Source organism: Streptomyces sp. NPDC002446 (genome assembly GCF_053595675.1).
On record NZ_JBSFYC010000020.1, the window covers coordinates 1 to 15,845 of the forward strand.

A 15,845-nucleotide genomic window follows, 5' to 3' on the forward strand; every position below is an offset into this window, starting at 1 on the left:
TCGCGCGCCGTCAGCTTGCCCTTCGCACGCTGCGCCTCGGTCGCCCGCTCACTGGGCCCTCGCCGGACCTGCTCACGGATGGCGTGCAGCTCGGCCAGCCGGTCGCGCATGCCCTCCCGATGCTCCACGGCCGGAGCGGGGGCGGCGGCTGGGTTCGGTACGTCTGCGAGCTCCGTCACGTTCAAGTCCTAGGTCATTTCGGCAAAGTGGTGAAAGTGCCACGAGGGGTGGCGGACGCCCTTCGCCTGCGCTCGGGATCCCGCGAGAGCGTCACTGCCAGCTGTGCGGAGACCGGAAAGCGGTCCGGCGGTCGGGACGGGACCACCGCGCAGCGGAGCGCTCTTCGCCCACCACGGTGGCCGAGTCGGCGCCGGCGCGCACGCGAGAGAGCAACACGGCCGATACGGCGGCCAGTTCCTCGCGGTCGGGGCACCCGCGCTCCACACGGATCAACGCGTCGTCATCGTGCATGGTCAAGAGTCCTCATCTCCCCTGCGGCCACGTCCGGGCGGGCGCCACGCTGTGCAGGCGATGCTCGTCCGCGCCGCTCAAGCACGCCTGGACTGCCCGTGGAACGGGCAGGCACCGGTCTCCGGCACACCGGCCGTCGCGTCGGACGTGCGCAGCGGTTGTCCCAAACCGAAGTGCCGGTTTATTGCCTCCCCGGCCGCCACGCAGGACGGGCAGCTCCTTGCCGCCCAGCCCGCACAACCCCGAAAAGGCAGCCATATGGCCTCACTTCGGCTCTCCTTCAGCCGTCCACGTCACACGCTCGCGCTCGACTCCTGACGGAATTTTCAAGCCGAAATATGCGCCAATCGGTCACCAGCCTAGAAAAGAAACCAGCGAGTTGGTTTGATGCCGTCATGATGCCGCGCTACACTCCACCTCTCCCCGCATCCGGCGTGCTCGCCGCTGCTCGGCTCGGACCGTCCTGGATGGCGATCCGCGGCGGGGGTCACCGATGACGATGCAAGACAGGGCCAGAGCCACTCGTCATGCTCTGATTCGCTCTGCGGCTCAGACCTTCGACCACCACGGCTACGCCCAGGCGAAGCTCTCGGGTATCAGCTCCGGCGCCGGCGTGAGCCCTGGGGCGCTGCACTTTCATTTCGACACCAAGTCCGCGATGGCGGCGGCCGTCGAAGCCGAAGCGGCAAGTACGCTGCGCGGCCTGGCCCGCAACATTCCGCGCAGAGGGACGTCGGCCCTTCAGGTCCTGATCGATGTCACCCATGCGTTCGCGCAGCAGATCCGCTGGGACGTCGTGGTCCGGGCGGGCCTGCGCCTGAACTGCGACGCCTCCCATGCCACCGACGTGAACCTCAACGGAATGTGGTCCACGTGTGTGCAGGAGATCATCGCGGATGCGGCGAACGAGGGCGCGGTGCTCTCCGGCGTCTCCCATGAAGACATGACGGCCACGGTTGTGGCGGCGACCATCGGGGTCGAAACGCTCGGCCTGCAGAACCCGGACTGGTTGTCGCGGCCCTCTCTCACCGGCCTCTGGCGGATGCTGCTGCCCGGTCTGGCCGCGCCGGCGCTGCTCGATCAGCTCAACCCCGCCGGAACCGAATCAATGATCAACGTCGATGGGGGCGTCATCGGCCCGGACCCGGCTCCCGTGAAGCCGGTTCCCCGGCCACGGCGGACTCCGTCCGGCTGAGGCTCGTACCGCAGGCCCTGAAAGCGAAAGAGAGCTGCCGCCGTCCGACCGTGAGGCCGGACTGCGGCAGCTCTGTGCTGTCCCGGGCTGAGGACGGGGCGGGCAGCGTTTCGCCTCCTGTCGAGTGGTTCTCGATCGGCTGTCGCCTGAGGGTGAGCTGACGGTCCAGTGCCGCTCAGCGGCTGGATCACGCAGCCCGGCCGGGGGCGAACGGGCTGGTCACCGGCGGCAGCGGGCCGCACCGGGGATCCGCTGCGGTGTCCTTGGGCGGCGCGGCCGCGGTCCGGCCACAGGGGATGCCGGACCGCGACGCGAGCGTCGCCCGACCCGTTCTCAAGCGGCCGGCGGAACAGTCAGCTCCACCCCGTACGGAGGGAGCCGACCATCACAGCTGTGACCGCCGCCGCCACGCGCCCTGCCCGGCAGAACGCCGACGAGTGCGGCCGGGACGAGGCCGCCGCCCTACTCCGGGCGACCCGTCTCGACGAGCTCCTGGGTGACCCGTACGACCCCGCCAACCCCCATGGGCTCAAGTCCGTCTTCGCCGCCGACGAACGCCGGCAGCCGCCCTCGGAGACGGAACTCCTGCTGCGCGACTTCGGGCTGGGGGCCGAGTTCGTCCCCGCCGAGCTGGGCGGCCGGCTCACCCGGGCCGATCTGCTGGCCCGGGTGCTGCGGCCGGTCTTCCGCCGCGATGTCGCCCTGGGCTTCAGTTCCGGCATCACCTCGCTGTTCGCCACCGCCGCGGTCTGGTCCGCAGGCGACGAACGCCAGCGCGCGGCCACGGCCGAGCTGCTGCTCAGCGGCGGCCGGGCCTCGATCGTGCACCACGAACTCGCCCACGCCAACGCCATTCTGCGGGGCGAGTTCACCGCCCGCCCGGTGCCGGGCGGCGGCTTCTCCATGAGCGGGCGCAAGGACGTCATCCTGAACGCGGCGCGGGCCGACGCCTATGTCGTCTACGCCCGCACCGCGCAGGACCGTGGCCCGCGCAGCCATTCGGTGCTGCTCGTCGATCCCGCCGAGGTGCCCTCCGGTACCTGGAGCCGCCTGCCCCGCGTCACCACCACGGGCATGCGCGGCGGTCTCTTCTCCGGCCTGGAGTTCACCGCGTCCCCGGTTCCGGGGGACGCTCTGGTGGGACGGCTCGGCGACGGTGTGGCCTTGGCGCTGCGGACCTTCCAGGTCAACCGCGCGCTCATTCCGGGGGCCGTGATCGCGGCCGCGGACACCGTCCTGCACTCCGCTGTGCGCGCCGCCACCAGCCGCACCGGCCCGGTGGCCCGCCGCTGGCACAGGCCGCTCGCCGGTGTCTTCGCCGACCTGCTGGCCTGCGACAGCATGGCGACCGTCGCGCTGCGGTCGCTGAGCCTGCTGCCCGATCGTGCCCATCTCCTGGCCGCGGCCGTCAAGTACGTCGTGCCCGACCTGCTCCGTGAGGATCTGGAGGAACTGGCCACCGTCCTCGGGGCGCACGGGTACGACTTCGGCAGCCCGCAGTACGGCGTCCTCGACAAGCTGATGCGCGATCTGCCCGTGGCCGGACTCGGCCACGCGGGGGCCGCCGCCTGCCAGGCGATGATCGTTCCGCATCTGCGCAGGCTGGCCGAGGATTCATGGTTCACCGGCGACGAACCCGATCCCCGGCTCTTCGCCCGGCACGCCGCCTTGTCGCACTTCGACTACCGGTCCCTGGGCATCGCCGGCGGCCGCGACGGCCTCGCCCGCACACTCGTGGGAGCAGCGGCACGACTGTCCGCCCGTCGCGGCACGGACCAGCAGCTGGCCGACCTCAGCACGCTGGCCGAGGCGTGCGTCGGCGAACTGCGCGAACTGCGCCGGCGCTGCCGGACGCTGCCGTCCTCGGCTGCCGCTTCGCCCCCCGATCCCGTGGCCTGTCAGCTCGCCGACCGGTACGCGCTGCTCCTGGCCGCCGCGTCCGTCCTCGGCACCTGGGAGGCCCAGGACGGCACGGACCCCTTCCTCGCCGACCCCGCGTGGGCGGTGCTGGCCCTGTCCAGGCTCGCCGAACGGCTCGGCATCGCGGCGCCCGTCCCGACCGGAGACCACCTCGGGCGGGTGCTGGAGGAACTGATTCGCCGCTTCCACAACGGATACAGCTGTGACCTCTATGCCGCAAAGCTCACCCAGTAGCCCGGTCCCCCGCGCTGGGCGGGGGCCGTGGACGGTACCGGCGGCGGCCGGCCGGTCGATCGCGCCGCCCGTGCACATCGCCGGGCCCGACGGGCCGTGGGACGCGGTGCGCCACAGCATGGAGCACCAGGGAAACGCCGTGGTGCACACCACGTGGGAGGAGTGGCTGCCCGCCATGCTCGCCACCCCCGCCCTGCGCCCGCTGCTCGGCCGGGACTGGCAGCGCTACCGGCGCACCGGCGACCCGACGGTCCGCTACCGTTTCGTGGCCTCCCGCATGGCCGTCAAGTACACGGCCGCGGCGGCGCTGCGCACCGACCCGGTCGACCTCGATCTGTCGTACGGGATCGGCGGACGGCCGTATCTGCGCGGCCTCGGCCAGATCGATGTGAGTCTGACCCACACCGACGCGCTGATCGCCGTCGGCATCAGCCGCAACGGCAGGATCGGCGTCGACGCCGAGCCCGCCTCCCGCCCGATGTCCTTCGATCTGCTGCGCGATCATGTGTGTGCCCCCGGCGAACGGGCAGCGCTCGCGCTGCTTCCGCCGCGGGAACAAAGCGCCCAGCTGCTGCGGCTGTGGACGCTCAAGGAGGCCTACACCAAAGCCCTGGGCCAGGGGCTGCAGCTGGAGTTCACGGAATTCGGCTTCGACGTGGACGGCGGCGGGCTGCTCGGTCCGGACGGCGTCGCCGTGGCACGTGACGAGTGGGAGTTCGCCACCTTCCGCGTCCCGGGCGGCTACCTGCTGAGCGTCGCCTGCCACGACAACGGGCTCGACGCCGCGCGCGACGGCGCCGTGGCCAGCATGCTCGACCAGGGATTCGTGAGCGTGGTCACCGAAGCGCTGGAGCAGATCTGAGCCGGGCCGCGACGACGACCGGGGCCGGTCCGACGGGTCAGGGTCGGACCGGCCCCGGGGCTACGGGGACCTACCGGAGCGAGGGGGTGGTGTGCATGCCGAGGTGGGCTCGGATCGCCGACACCAGTTCGGCGACGCCCCGCTCCTTCAGCACGCTGTAGTGGTCGCCGTCCAGGTCGACCACCGCGGGGGGCGCGGCGGAGTAGCCGGAGCGGCCCTCGATGAACGAGTAGTCGTCCCCCGCGGCCTTGAAGACGGCCACGGGAGCGTTCAGGCGCCGTTCGGCCAGTTCGCGGAAGCTGTACTCGAACTCGTATGTCTCCCCCACGATTCGGGTGATCCTCCGGATGAGAGGCCCGTCGAGGGCGGGGAAGACACTGTGGACGACGGCCACGAAGCTGTCCTCGTCCCGCGTCGCCTCAAGGCACCGGTCCAGCTCGGGCCCGCTGACGGAGCCCGCGAAGACGGAGAACAGGATCGTCACATACGCCGGGTTGCGGTACGAGGCCGTACGCCCGTGGCGGTCGCCGTCGGCCTGGCGGACCTTCGGGTTCCCCGGGCAGAGCAGCAGCAGGTTCTCCACCTGCTCGCCGGCCTGCTCCAGTTGCCAGGCCGCCTCGAAGGCGACGCGTGCGCCGAAGGAGTACCCCCACAGCGTGTACGGGCCCTTGGGCTGCACGCGCCGGATCTCGGCCACGTCGGCGGCGGCCATCTCCCGGATCGTCGGGTGGGGTGTCTCTCCGGCGTTGATGCCGTGGGCCTGTATGCCGTAGAAGGGCCGGCCGATGCCTGCCTGGCGCCCCAGGAGGCGGAGGTTCATCGGATAGCCCCCGAGTCCGGGCCAGCAGAAGACCGGGCTGTCCGTACCCTCGTTGTTCAGCAGTACCAGCCGTGAGGACGGTTCGCTGCCGTCGCTCCCGATGCGGGCCGCCAGGTCGGCCAGCTTCGGGTGCTCGAAGACGGCCTGGAGCGGCAGCTGCGTACCGAACTCCTTGTTGATCTTGTTGATGAGTGCGACGGCGGTCAGCGAGTTCCCCCCGGCGGCGAAGAACTCGTCCTCCACCGACACGTTCTCGTACTTCAGCGCCTTGCCCCACTCCCCGGCGAGCCAGCACTCGGTCCGTGTCGCGGGGGCGACGTAGGGGGCCGCCGTATCGGCCGAGCGGACCGCGTCGGAGGCGGCCAGGGCCTTGCCGTCGATCTTCCCGTTCGCGGTCAGGGGCAGCTCGTCGAGCACCAGGACCCGGTTCGGGATCATGTAGTCGGGCAGGAGATGAGCCAGCTCATCCTTGATCATCTCCGCCGGGCCCTTCATGTGGACCGCGTCCTCGTGCATGCCCTCGCTGCGGATCTGCTCCTCGCTGACCTTGCCGCCGAGGAAGAAGTACGAGGCGCCCGAGCCGGTTCCGCAGGCGGCCAGGATGTCGTCCATGCGCCGCGCCGCCGGCAGCGGATGGCCGGTCCTGGAGCTGTAGCCCGATGACATGAAGCCCAGCCCGAGGCCGTTGCGCTGCAGGTGGTGCAGCTTTGCCCCCAGGCTGACGTACTCCAGCCACTCCTGGTCCGCCCGGCTGACGGCGGTGATGCCGAAGCCGGCCCGGTCGTACACCTTCTGGTTGATGGCGATCACATGCTTGCGCAGGACCAGCTCGTCGGAGATCCGCACCAGGTCGCCACGCGCATGACAATACTGACCGGCGGGCAGGCCGGCCACGCCTCCGGGGTGGGCCTGCACATAGATCTCGGTCGGGTCCTGCGGGGGCGTTCCGTCGTTGCGGTGGATCTCGAAGGTGCCCAGGTAGTAGTCCTCGTCGGCGACGTCCAGGCCGTCCTTGACGGACGAGCGGTGGGCCAGCGGGCGGATGTTCAGCCCGAACTCGGGCAGCACCTCCTCGAACAGGCCCACCATGTGCCCGGTCTCGAACTCCAGCACTTCCTGGATGTTGTTCTTGTACACCGGCTCGATCGCCCGCTTCTTGCCGACGAAGTGCACGGCGAGGGGCGTACCCGAGGGGTCGGCCGCATCGCCGATCCGGATCAGGGTGTGGTCGACGGGATGGTAGTAGTACACGCCCGGCGCCAGGCCGGCCACGCCGCCGGCCCCGCCGGCCTCCAGGTACATCTGCGTCGCGTACAGCGCGCCGGGGGAAGCGTAGGCGTACTTCGGCAGCAGCCGCTCTTCACTGCGGTACTGGCCGAACCACCTGAGGATCTCGCCGAGTTCGGCGAACGTCACCTCGTCGAGGCCGCGGGAGAAGCCGCTGACGGTCCGCGGGGCGAGAAGTTCCAGGACTTCTTCGCGGGTGGCCTGCCCGCCCTCGTAGAAGCGGTAGGTCTTGCGGGCGAAGGTCTCGAGCCGCTGACGCTGGGACTCCTGCTTTCCGGGCAGTTGCGCCACCGGTCGTCCGTGCAGCTCCTCGGGGTCCCTGACGCCCGGGTTGGACAGCTGCGCCTTCACCTGGAGCTTGGTCGCCTTGGACTGGTGGTGACCGCCGTGGTTCCCCTGGTCCATCAGCGCCGCTTCCTTCGGGTTCAGCTCGACGCACGCCACCAGGTTCTGGAAGCCGGTCCGCGCGTCGTCGGTGACGAGGACCGCCGCGCGCTTGACCCAGGTGTGCTCCTCGATGGCCAGGGCGATCTCGTCCAGCTCGACGCGGTAGCCGCGCAGCTTGATCTGGTTGTCGGTCCGGCCGGAGAACTGGATGGTGCCGTCGGGGTTCCAGTAGGCCAGGTCCCCGGTCCGGTACAGCCGCTCCGTCGGGACGAAGGGCGAGGGGACGAAACGCTCCCGCGTCTGGTCGGGCCGCTGGAGGTAGCCGCGCGCCAGCTGGACGCCGCCGATGTACAGCTCGCCGGTCTCGCCGATGTCCACCGGTGCGAGGTTCTCGTCGAGGATGAAGCACTGGGTGTTGTCGACGGGCACGCCGATCGGGATGGTGCCGGCGCCTTCGCCGATCTCGTCCGGGTCGACCAGATACGCGGTCGCGTTGATGGTGCACTCGGTCGGGCCGTAGAGATTGACCAGGGAGGCCCACGGAAGCTCGTCGGCGAAGGCCCGTGCGAGCTGCCGGGACAGTGCCTCACCGCCGGAGAAGACCCTCCTGAGCGAGGTGCACAGGGAGAACTCCTCGTTGTCCAGGAGTGCTTGAAGCAGGGTCGGCACGCACTGGAGCGTGGTCACCTCGTGCTCGGTGATGGTCTGGATCAGGGCCTGGGGGTCCCGGTGGATACCGGGCGCACCCACCACGACCCGGCCGCCCACGGCAGGGGCCAGGATCTCCCACTGCGCCGCGTCGAAGCTCATCGGCGTCTTCTGCAGCACCGTGGTGCCCTTGCCCAGGTGTCCGCAGGCGTGCATCCACCGCATCTGGGACATGATGCTGCGGTGCTCGATCAGCACGCCCTTCGGTCGGCCCGTGCTGCCCGAGGTGTAGATGACATACGCCAGGTCGTCCGGCCGGGGCACCGCGGGAGCCGCCTCGGTGCTGTGCTCCTCATGGCGAGCCTCGGCCTCGGCCAGGGTGACCACCCGGGTGCCTCGCGGGGCGAGCTCGGCCAGGCGCGCGGCCAGGTGGTCCTGGGTGACGATGACGCGGGTGCGGCTGTCCTCGATCATGTAGCGCAGCCGGTCCTCGGGGTACTCCGGGGACAGCGGCAGATAGGCGGCCCCGGCGAACAGGATGCCCCACGCGCCGGCCATCAGGTCCAGGGACGGTTCGACGTACAGACCCACGGTGTCGTCAGCACCGATGCCCATCTGCTGCAGGCGGACGGCCAGCCGGTCGCCGGCCTGCACCAGCTCCCGGTAGGTGAGGCTCTGGTCGCCGCAGGCGGCCGCGATGGCCCCGGGCCGGGTCTCCGCCTGCTCCCTCAGCAGGCCGGGGAGGCAGTTGCCCAGGTGCGTGCCGCGTATTCGTGCGCCGAACGGTGCGGTCTTCACGGGTTCCTCCCCGCTCACTGATACATCGTCACGAGGCATGGGCTACGGGCTCCTCAGTCGATACCTGGGCTCTCGGCCGCTGCCTGGGCTGCGCCAGGACGACGGCGGCGACCACGGCCGCGGCACCGGCCAGCTGCAGCGGCGACAGTTCCTGGCCGAGGAAGGCGTATCCGAGGACCGTTGCGGCCAACGGGCTGGCGAACCCGAGGATCGATACCGCCAGTGCGGGCAGCCGCTCGATGCCCCTGAACCACATCGCGTAGGCGAGCAGGGCCCCGATCACGCTCAGGTACCCGAACCCGGCGAGGTTCGAGCCGGTGATGTGGCCGGGGAGTCCTTCGGCGGCCAGGGTGGCCGGCACCAGAACGAGGCCCCCGACGGTCAACTGCCAGCCGGTGAAGGTCAGTACGTTCACACCCGCCGGCCGGCCCCAGCGTTTGGTGAGCACGATGCCGGTCGCCATGCAGACCGCGCCCGCCAGGCCGGCCAGCACACCCACGGTGTCCAGACCCGCCTGCGGCTGCAGCACCAGCAGCGCCACCCCCACCACGCCGAGCACGCACGCTGCCACTTGCACCGGCTGGATGCGGTCCTTCAGCAACGCTGCCGCCAGCAGCAGCACCAGCATCGGCTGCACCGAGACCACCAGGGCCGCAACGCCGCCGGGCAGGTGGTACGCGGCCACGAACAGCAGGTAGAAGAACGCGCCGATGTTCAGCACACCCAGCACCAGGGCGCGCCACCACCACACCCCGCGCGGCAGCACCCTGCCGACCGCGAGCAGCACCAGCCCGGCCGGCAGGGCCCGCACGGTGGAGGCCAAGAGCGGTCTGTCGGGCGGCAGGAGCTCCGTCGTCACCAGGTAGGTGCTGCCCCAGACCGCCGGGGCCAGGGAGGTCAGGGCCGTGTCCCACGCCAGCCGGTTGCCCCTCACTTCGCCCCCCGCGCGGCCGGGGGCCATGAGGCGGACAGGGCGGCAGCGCCCATGACGGGTATGGATCTGAGCACGGTGATTTCTCCGATTCGGGCAGGATGACGCAGCAACAAGGCCGGACCGGCCGCACGTTCGGGTGCGCGGCAGTAACCGACCAGTGAGACCATAAGGCAAGGCTTACCTAATTAGGGCGAGTTCCGCAGAGTCCTGGTCTTCACCGGCCCCGGCGAGCGCCTGCCGGCGGCCTTCCTGTCCGCACCGCCCGCACCTGTGCGGCTGCGCGCGTGGTGTTCAGCGCAGGAGCTGCAGCGGGAACGCCTTGGCCATCGCGGCCATACCCGCGTCGTTGGGGTGCAGGCCGTCGCCGCCGTTGTAGGCGGGGAGCAGCCGGCCGGGGTGGGCGGGGTCGCGGACCACGGCGTCGAAGTCGACGACTCCGTCGAATGCGCCGCTCGTGCGGATCCATTCGTTGACGGCCTGCCGGGTCGACTCCCGCTGCGCGGTGTAGTAGCCGAGGGTGTTGCCTTCGAAGGGCAGGATCGTCGCGCCGAAGATCTTCAGGCCGCGCTGGTGGGCGCGCTGGATCAACTGCTTGTAGCCGTCGATGAGTTGGGGTGCGGTGACCTCCTCGGAGGCGGGCGCGGCGATGCCCGGCACACCCAGGTCGTTGATGCCGAGGAGCACGGTGACGGCACGTGCCCCCGGCTGACGCAGCACGTCCCGGTCGAACCTCTTCAGACCGCTCTCGCCGAAGTACGCGGCGAAGGACTCGGCGGGTGAACCCGGGACCGGGTTCGGGTCCCGCAGCAGGCGGTTTCCGCCTATGCCGGCGTTCACGACGCCGGTGCCGGCCAGCTTCTCGTCCCCGCGCAGGCGTTCGGCGAGCAGGTCGGGCCAGCGGTGGTTGGCGTCGGCCTGGGTGTGTTCGCCGTCGGTGATGGAGTCGCCGAGCGTCACCAGTGCCGAATCCGCCTTGCCGCCGGCGCTGTCGACGGCCACGCCCGACAGGAAGTGCCACGACGTGGTGGTGGCGGTCGGTGTGAGGTCGGGCTTGCCCGTGACGTCGCCGTTCGCGACGAAGTTGCGCTGGTACGCCGCCGAGTGCACGGTGCTGCCGGGGGTGCGCTGCGGCAGATACAGGCTGATGACGAGGTCGCCGCCCGCGGTCGTGGGCAGCTCGATCGGGTCGCTCCAGCGCTGCGTGCCCGGCGCGAGCGTCGTCGATGCGCTGCCGTCGAAGCGCAGTACCCGGTCGGTGCCGGGATCGATGGCCGTCGCCGGACCGCCCGCCGACGGACGTGCGGCATGCGCCCCGCCGATCACCAGCGGCGACGAGCCGAACTCGTTGGTGAGCCGCACGCGCAGGCTGCCCCCGGCGACGGACAGGTGCACCTTCTGCCGCAGGGTCTGGTCCTTGTACTCCGTGGAGTCGGAGGCGGGCACAGCGGTGGGCGAGGCGGCCCAGGTGCCGATGAACGGCTCGGTCGCGGCGTGTGCGGCGGGCGTCGGGGCGAGCACGGCGACGAGAGCCGTGAGGGGCAGACTCAGCAGAGCTCGGATGCGTCTGCGCATGGGGGATCGTGCCTTTCCTGGGTGGGTGGGGTGGTTGCGAGCGAACGTATGGAGACGGCCGGGGCACGTCAACAGCTGTACGGAGCGCTGCTGACGCCTCTGACCAGGCCCGATGGCCGCTCCGGTCAGCTCCGACCGTGTCTCGTGTGCCGCTCCGGCTGTCCTTGAGGCCGTGTGCCGAGGGCCGGATCCGCGGCGGAGCCGTTGTCCTTGCCGCCCCGCCGCGTCAGGTGTTCAACTGACCGCCGGGCGGCAGTTGAACGTCTTCTCAGTGGTCGGCTCCCCCGACCCCTCGCGCGAACTCCGCCCACATGTCCGCGTACTTGCTCGCCAGGTCGGCCACCAGGTCCGTACAGTGAGAGGGCACCGCCTCAGCCATCGTCAGCAGTTCCCGTCGCTCCACGGCGCTGCGTTGCAGCAGGCGCAGCAGCTGGCGGCCGCTCTCCTTGTGCCGCAGTGACGGGTCGCGCAGCAGCTTGTCCATCGGCGAGACGTCGATCGAGCGGATCGGGCGGACCACGCCCCCCGTTTCCCTGGCCGCGCTGTCCCGCGTCGGTGCGCAGTTCTTGGTGCCGGTGGTCGGCCGTCTCTCCGGCACGTCCCGTTCCGGTACGGGGGAGCGGCCGGCGGCGAGTCGTTTGCGGACGTCGCTGACCGTCGCCGGTGAGATGCCGACGTGCCGGGCCACCTCGCGCAGGGAGGCGCCGGGGTGCTCCGTCAGCAGTTCGGCGGCCTTGCGGCGGCCCTCCGCGCCGTCCAGCGGCCGGACCTTGCCGTCCTTGCCCTTACGGGCCTGCGGGTAGGGCGTCACGCCGGTCGAGGTGGCGCGCAGTGCCGCCACGGTCTTGGCGCTGGTTCCCGTGGTGCGTGCCACTGCCCGGTCCGACAGGTGCGGCCACTGGGCGAGGATGCGCTCGGCCGCGGCCCGGCGGTCTTCCCGGGAGAGGGGGAGGCCGTGCGCCCTGTTGGACTGGACCGCGAGCAGGAACGCCTCCTCGGCCGCGCCGTCGAAGAATCGCACCTCGATGGTGGTGCGGCCCTTCGCGCAGGCGGCCATGATGCGGTGCATGCCGTCGATGACCCGCATCGTGGACCGCTCCACGAGGATCGGCGGCAGCGAATCGTCGAGCTCCGCCAGCCGGGCGACGTGCTCGGCGTCTTCTCCTCGCAGGCGGGGAGAGTAGCCGGGCACAAGCGACGAGATCGGTACGGATTCGATGTCCTGGTCGACGGTTCCGGCCGCGGCCGCGGTCATTGTCGGGGCGTCAGTATCCTCTCGCGCTGATCCGAGAAGAAGTGCACTGGAATTGGGCATGTGACGGACTCAGCTCCCCCAGAATTCGGCTTCTTGACGCACCGCTGAACCGGGCCGGCCGGCCGTGAGTTCTGCTGGCTTCTGCACGGTACACAGATTCAGCCTGCACCGGTGACGAATGGCATGGAGCTGGAAGCCAGAACGGTTAGAGCCGCGCTTGAGAACGGCTAGCGCTCACAGAATGATTTCACTCCCGTCCGGCAAAACCTCCGCGCCGGTCTGCCGCGCCAGCGCGCTGGCGGAAGAGGAGGGGTCGAGAAGGGGGTTGGTGTTGTTGAGGTGGGTGTAAATCCGGCGCAGGCCCCGATGGCGGGCGAGGGCGGCGAGGCTGCCGCCGGGGCCGGCCACGGGCAGATGGCCCATCAGGGGCTGCCCGGCGTCTTCGGAGCGCACGGCCGTGCCCAGTTCGTCGGCGCTGAAGAAGGTTCCGTCCAGCAGGGCGCAGGAGGCCGAGGCCAGCAGGTCGTCGAACCCGTCCGGCCAGGCGGCCAGGCAGGGCGCGTAGACCAGTGCTCCGCCGGTCGCCGGGTCTTCGATGCGGTAGGCGCTCACCCAAGGGGCGTCCGGGGCCGGGCTGCCGACGTATTTGGGGGCCTTGGCGCTGACCGGGTGGGCGGTGACGGTGAGCCCGCCGGCCAGTTCGAAGCCGCCGGGGACGGTGCTGTCGTGCCAGTCCCACGGCGCGTAGCGGTCCAGCAGGCCGCGCAGTGGCAGGTCGGCGGTGAGGGCGCCGCGCACCGGGGGCGCGGCGTGCACGGTCAGGCCCGTGCCGCCGCGCATGATGGTCAGACCCAGGGCGTGGTCGACCTCGGCGTCGGTGAGCAGCACACCGCGCACGGGGGTGTCGCGCGGGCCGGGGCCGGGCGCCAGGGCGGGCGCGGCGAGGAGTTGGGTGCGGATGTCGGGGGAGGCGTTGAGCAGCCACCAGTCGCGTCCGTTGCCGCTGACGGCGGCGCACTCCTGGGTGCGCGCGGGCAGTTCGCCGCGGTGGCAGCGGGCGCACAGCGGGCAGGCGCAGTTCCACTGCGGGAAGCCGCCGCCGGCGGCGGTGCCGAGCAGGATCACCTTCATGGCGCCACCGGCCCCCGCATGACGAACTCCGGTGCCGGGCCGTCGGTGACCTCCGCCAGTGCCGCGTCGACCAGCTTCCGGTGCGGGGAGAGGCCGCAGGCCGGGTCCGTGGCCGCTGCGTCGCCCGTGAGCTGGAACGCCTGGCAGCGGCAGCCGCCGTGGTCGGTGTGGCGCTCCGGGCAGGTGCGGCACGGTCCGCGCATCCAGTCGGTGCCGCGGTAGGCGTTGAACGCCCTGGACTCGTACCAGATCTCCGCCAGCGGGCGGCGCAGCACGTTCTCCACCGGGAGGGTGGTGATGGCGGACGCCGCGGGGCACGGCAGCACGTCGCCGGTGGGGGTGACGGTCAGCTGGGTGTTGCCCCAGCCGTCCATGCAGGGTTTGGGCCGGTCGCCGTAGTAGTCGGCCGCCACGTAGACCAGGTCGGGGCCGCCCGCGTGCTTGGCGCGGACGCGCGCTACGGCCTGGTCGGCGGCGGCGAGCTGGTCCGCGGTGGGCATCAGCGCGGCGCGGTTGCGCAGCCCCCAGCCGTAGTACTGGGTGTTGGCCAGCTCGATGCGGTCGGCGCCCATCTCGACGGCGAGGTCCGCGATCTGCTCGACCCGGTCGATGTTCCTGCGGTGGAGGACGACGTTGACGGTGAGCGGGAGTCCGGTGGCGGTGACCGCCTTGGCGGCCTTGAGCTTGGCGGCGTGCACCCGGGCGCCGGCGACCTGGTCGCCCAGGCGCGCGTCGGCGTCCTGGAGGGAGAGCTGGACGTGGTCGACGCCCCGCTCCGCCAGGTCCCGTGCGCGCTCGGCGGTCAGGCCGACGCCGCTGGTGACCAGGTTGACGTAGGCGCCGAGCTGCCGGGCGTGGCCGACCAGGTCGGGCAGGTCGGGGCGGGCCAGCGGCTCGCCGCCGGAGAAGTGCATCTGCACGATGCCCAGCTCACGGGCCTGGGTGAGGATGTCCGTCCACTGCTCGCGGGTCAGTTCCTCGGAGCGGCGGACGAGTTCGAGGGGGTTGGAGCAGTAGGGGCAGTGCAGCGGGCAGCGGTGGGTCAGCTCGATCAGCATCCCCAGCGGAGCACCAGGGGTCGGGTCAGCCATCGAGGTCCACCACCCTGCGCTCCGCGAGCCGCGCGAACAGCTCGGAGATGTCCTCGGTGCTGACGCCCTCGTACTCCTCGGCGAGGCGCTCGGCGATGCGGCCGACGCTGGAGGTGCCGTCGCAGTGGGCGAGGGCCGCCGCGGCGGTGTCGTTGAGGACCACGACGCGTTCGGGCAGCAGGGCCAGTTCGCCGCGTGCCGGATCGCTGGTCAGCCGGACTCCGGTCCGCAGGCGCGGCACGGTGGCCTCGGGCAGGCTGGTCATGAACGCGGGGCTCCGTTTCCCGTGTGGTAGTCGAGCGAGTCCAGGACGGCGTTCAGCACGCTGCACTTGAACGCCAGCGCCTTGACGCAGGCCTCCTGCTGTGCGCGGGTGACGGCGTGCCGTGCGACCAGGTCGAGCAGGGAACGGCCCTCGGGTCCCACCACCTCGATGCGCGCGGTGAAGTACTCGAAGCCCTCCTCCGCGATCCACGGGTAGTGCTCCCTGAGCCGGCCCAGCCGGTGGGCGAGCAGGCCCGGGGAGAAGAGCTCGGTCAGCCCTGACGCGGCCGCCTCCAGCCAGGGGCGGCGCCGGGCGAAGTCCACGTAGGCGTCCACGGCGAAGCGCGTGCCCGGAAGGACGAGGCTCTCGTCGAGCACCTCGTCCTTCCGGAGCCCGACCGCTTCGGCCAGACGCAGCCATTTCTCCGCACCGCCCGAGGAGGCGTCCGTCCCGTCGTGGTAGACGATCCTGGACAGCCACTGCCGCCGCACGTCGGGCAGGGGGCAGTTGGCCATGATCGCGGCGTCCTTCTGCGGCAGGCACCGCTGGTAGTACCAGCGGTTGGCCGCCCACAGGCGCAGCTCCCCCTCGTCCAGCAGCCCGTCGTGCATCCGCTGGTGGAACGGGTGCCGGTCCCAGTACGACGACTCCAGCGCGTGGAGCGCCTGCCTGAACTCGGCCTCGCTCCAGGGGGCATCGGCCTCATGCGTCACGGACATCAATATGCCTGCGTCCTTTCCTGCAGCGGTGTGTCAGCGGCTGAAGTAGGCGGTGACTTCCATGCCGGTGTCGATGGAGACGAAATCGGGACGGTGCCATGCCTTCTTGGCGCGGAGTTCCTTGTCGGAGATTCGCATGCCATTACTCCTTTTCGTAGAACGGTTTTTTCCGAAAGAGCGATGGCGAGCGTAACGAGGCCCGTGACGGAACCGCAATATCCGGCCCTGGTGTTCGAGACCAGCTGCACTTGAATGG

At 71.0% G+C, this 15,845-nt stretch carries 13 protein-coding genes; 3 read left to right on the top strand and 10 right to left on the bottom strand.

The window, feature by feature from the left end:
- Positions 1 to 270: 270 nt before the first annotated feature.
- On the bottom strand, positions 271 to 471 hold the full coding sequence (locus tag ACWD6P_RS14170; protein WP_451444349.1) for an acyl-CoA carboxylase subunit epsilon: 201 nt from the start codon (positions 469 to 471) through the stop codon (positions 271 to 273).
- 493 nt (positions 472 to 964) lie between these two features.
- Here ACWD6P_RS14170 and ACWD6P_RS14175 point away from each other — a divergent pair, with 493 nt between their 5' ends.
- The 3 genes from ACWD6P_RS14175 (at position 965) to ACWD6P_RS14185 (ending at position 4,682) form a co-directional block, all read left to right on the top strand.
- Positions 965 to 1,666: a ScbR family autoregulator-binding transcription factor gene (locus ACWD6P_RS14175; protein ID WP_451444350.1), complete on the top strand. Its 702-nt coding sequence runs from the start codon at positions 965 to 967 to the stop codon at positions 1,664 to 1,666.
- 393 nt (positions 1,667 to 2,059) lie between these two features.
- Positions 2,060 to 3,820, top strand: coding sequence for an acyl-CoA dehydrogenase (locus ACWD6P_RS14180; protein WP_451444351.1), 1,761 nt, complete (start codon positions 2,060 to 2,062; stop codon positions 3,818 to 3,820).
- A gap of 70 nt (positions 3,821 to 3,890) precedes the next feature.
- A complete protein-coding gene (locus ACWD6P_RS14185; protein WP_451444352.1) occupies positions 3,891 to 4,682 on the top strand; it encodes a 4'-phosphopantetheinyl transferase family protein in 792 nt (263 codons plus the stop codon).
- A 70-nt stretch (positions 4,683 to 4,752) separates the two neighbouring features.
- On the opposite strand, the gene ACWD6P_RS14190 is transcribed toward ACWD6P_RS14185, so the two are convergent.
- The 9 genes from ACWD6P_RS14190 to pqqA form a co-directional block, all read right to left on the bottom strand.
- The gene (locus ACWD6P_RS14190; protein ID WP_451444353.1) at positions 4,753 to 8,622 is read right to left on the bottom strand and encodes an amino acid adenylation domain-containing protein; all 3,870 of its coding nucleotides are present in this window, start codon (positions 8,620 to 8,622) and stop codon (positions 4,753 to 4,755) included.
- A gap of 28 nt (positions 8,623 to 8,650) precedes the next feature.
- Positions 8,651 to 9,556 (bottom strand): EamA family transporter, encoded by a 906-nt coding sequence (locus tag ACWD6P_RS14195; protein ID WP_451444354.1) that lies wholly within the window; start codon positions 9,554 to 9,556, stop codon positions 8,651 to 8,653.
- Between the two features lie 291 nt (positions 9,557 to 9,847).
- Positions 9,848 to 11,128, bottom strand: a complete 1,281-nt coding sequence (locus ACWD6P_RS14200; protein ID WP_451444355.1) for an SGNH/GDSL hydrolase family protein — start codon at positions 11,126 to 11,128, stop codon at positions 9,848 to 9,850.
- 268 nt (positions 11,129 to 11,396) lie between these two features.
- Entirely contained in the window at positions 11,397 to 12,383 is a 987-nt protein-coding gene (locus tag ACWD6P_RS14205) for a helix-turn-helix domain-containing protein (RefSeq protein ID WP_451444356.1), read from the bottom strand.
- A gap of 234 nt (positions 12,384 to 12,617) precedes the next feature.
- Complete coding sequence (pqqB, locus tag ACWD6P_RS14210; protein ID WP_451444357.1) at positions 12,618 to 13,514, bottom strand: pyrroloquinoline quinone biosynthesis protein PqqB; 897 nt, start codon at positions 13,512 to 13,514, stop codon at positions 12,618 to 12,620.
- Positions 13,511 to 14,605 (bottom strand): pyrroloquinoline quinone biosynthesis protein PqqE, encoded by a 1,095-nt coding sequence (pqqE, locus tag ACWD6P_RS14215; RefSeq protein ID WP_451444358.1) that lies wholly within the window; start codon positions 14,603 to 14,605, stop codon positions 13,511 to 13,513. Before pqqE ends, pqqB begins: the two co-directional genes overlap by 4 nt.
- Complete coding sequence (gene pqqD / locus ACWD6P_RS14220; RefSeq protein ID WP_451444359.1) at positions 14,598 to 14,870, bottom strand: pyrroloquinoline quinone biosynthesis peptide chaperone PqqD; 273 nt, start codon at positions 14,868 to 14,870, stop codon at positions 14,598 to 14,600. Before pqqD ends, pqqE begins: the two co-directional genes overlap by 8 nt.
- On the bottom strand, positions 14,867 to 15,583 hold the full coding sequence (gene pqqC, locus ACWD6P_RS14225) for a pyrroloquinoline-quinone synthase PqqC (protein ID WP_451444360.1): 717 nt from the start codon (positions 15,581 to 15,583) through the stop codon (positions 14,867 to 14,869). Before pqqC ends, pqqD begins: the two co-directional genes overlap by 4 nt.
- Before the next feature lie 39 nt (positions 15,584 to 15,622).
- On the bottom strand, positions 15,623 to 15,727 hold the full coding sequence (gene pqqA / locus ACWD6P_RS14230) for a pyrroloquinoline quinone precursor peptide PqqA (RefSeq protein ID WP_451444361.1): 105 nt from the start codon (positions 15,725 to 15,727) through the stop codon (positions 15,623 to 15,625).
- Positions 15,728 to 15,845 lie beyond the last annotated feature (118 nt).

What these genes read in the sequence shown, in the direction of transcription:
- pqqD (WP_451444359.1), bottom strand. Translation starts at nt 14,870, where the DNA reads ATGACCAGCCTGCCCGAGGCCACCGTGCCGCGCCTGCGGACCGGAGTC.
- ACWD6P_RS14200 (WP_451444355.1), bottom strand. Translation starts at nt 11,128, where the DNA reads ATGCGCAGACGCATCCGAGCTCTGCTGAGTCTGCCCCTCACGGCTCTC.
- pqqB (WP_451444357.1), bottom strand. Translation starts at nt 13,514, where the DNA reads ATGAAGGTGATCCTGCTCGGCACCGCCGCCGGCGGCGGCTTCCCGCAG.
- pqqE (WP_451444358.1), bottom strand. Translation starts at nt 14,605, where the DNA reads ATGGCTGACCCGACCCCTGGTGCTCCGCTGGGGATGCTGATCGAGCTG.
- ACWD6P_RS14205 (WP_451444356.1), bottom strand. Translation starts at nt 12,383, where the DNA reads ATGACCGCGGCCGCGGCCGGAACCGTCGACCAGGACATCGAATCCGTA.
- pqqA (WP_451444361.1), bottom strand. Translation starts at nt 15,727, where the DNA reads ATGCGAATCTCCGACAAGGAACTCCGCGCCAAGAAGGCATGGCACCGT.
- ACWD6P_RS14175 (WP_451444350.1), top strand. Translation starts at nt 965, where the DNA reads ATGACGATGCAAGACAGGGCCAGAGCCACTCGTCATGCTCTGATTCGC.
- ACWD6P_RS14170 (WP_451444349.1), bottom strand. Translation starts at nt 471, where the DNA reads ATGCACGATGACGACGCGTTGATCCGTGTGGAGCGCGGGTGCCCCGAC.